The organism is Brachybacterium sp. GCM10030268, from assembly GCF_042666305.1.
Lineage (GTDB): Bacteria > Actinomycetota > Actinomycetes > Actinomycetales > Dermabacteraceae > Brachybacterium.
Map to the genome: position 1 here is coordinate 1 of NZ_JBHTCW010000027.1, position 1,337 is coordinate 1,337.

Consider the following 1,337-nt stretch of genomic DNA (forward strand, 5'->3'; position numbering starts at 1 on the left):
ACCCAACTGATCCCGCCCCAGATCCCCGAGGACGCCGCCACGATCATCGAGCAGATCACCGGGCAACCGGGACACTAAGCAAATGCATCAACTCAGGACCGGAGCGTCGCGCCGACGCCGCGGCGACGCTGGCGTACCGGGACTGGGCGACCCAGGCGGTGAGGTCCAGATCATGAGTCGCAAGGTCCTTGACGACCCCCACGTCGCGGATCCGAGCGGGGAACGCGCCTTGCCGGCGCGTTGCGATCTGGTAGATCTCGCCAAGCTGCCCGCCGGAGATGCGCCGACGCATCTCCTGGAGGGCGGCGTTGTATCGCTCCACATATCCCACGGCGCCGACTAACCCGGCCTTCTCGAACGCGGCGGTGATCTCCTCGGCCTCGCTGATGTCGAAGGCCAGCGGCTTCTCCACCAGCGTGTGCACCCCCGCTTCTGCGAACGTCAGTGCGACATCGCGATGAAACTGGGTAGGCACGGCGACCACCGCGTAGTCGATACCCGCCTCGACGAGCGCCTCGGCGCTCGGTAGAACGTCCAGCTCCGGAACCGCACCGTGTGGATCGCCCCCTGGATCGGCGCAGGCCACCAATTCTACGCCGTCGAGCGCTTTGAGGTTGCGGGCGTGGTGCCGGCCCATCATGCCCAGCCCGATCAGTCCGGCCCGCAGCGTCTTGTCCGCCATGCTTATGCTCCTTCCTTCGGGGGCTTGTTGACGGCCGTTACGATTCTGTTCCTGGTCCGGGTGCGAGCGTCCACCGCCGCGGCATCGCTCGTGAACTTCTCTGGATCCACTTCCACGAACACCGGCGGCGCATCCCACAGCGCCACCGAGTCCGCGGTCGCTGCGAGGGTGAACGGCGGCACGATCACCTCATCACCGACCTTCAGCCCCAGGGCCAGCATCCCCGGATGATGGCCCGAGGCGCCCGAGATTACGGCCACCACCCCACGACCGGCCACCAGCGCCGCTGAGAACTCCTGCTGAAACGTCGCAATCTCTAGTCCCCCGAGCTGCGATCCCGGACGCCGGCACCCGATCTACCACGTCCCGCTCGTGATGACCGAAAATCGGCTTCACCGGAGGGACCATGTCGTATTCAGCCACTTCTTGCTGCCGTCTCTAGTGTGGACTCGGATCTGATCGGCCGGCTGGTCGCCCTGCTGGTGGGTGGAGGCGGAACCGTCGCCGAGAACGAGGCGGGGGGTGCCGGCCCAGTTCTCGGCCGTGGTGATGTTGCGCCCGTCGATGATCAGCTTGATGCCGGGCACGTCGGCCGCGGAGAGCTCGCGGTATTCGGCGTGGTTGGTCTGCACGATCACCAGGTCCGCGCTCTCGC

General features: G+C 66.6%; 1 protein-coding gene and 2 pseudogenes. All 3 read right to left on the reverse strand.

The features are described from left to right. Positions 1–70: 70 nt before the first annotated feature. Positions 71–682, reverse strand: a pseudogene (locus tag ACFQRD_RS16650) (Gfo/Idh/MocA family protein); the annotation flags it as partial. 2 nt (positions 683–684) lie between these two features. Further along, entirely contained in the window at positions 685–960 is a 276-nt protein-coding gene (locus ACFQRD_RS16655) for a DegT/DnrJ/EryC1/StrS family aminotransferase (RefSeq protein ID WP_377804790.1), read from the reverse strand. 114 nt (positions 961–1,074) lie between these two features. Then, positions 1,075–1,337, reverse strand: a pseudogene (locus tag ACFQRD_RS16660) (hypothetical protein); the annotation flags it as partial.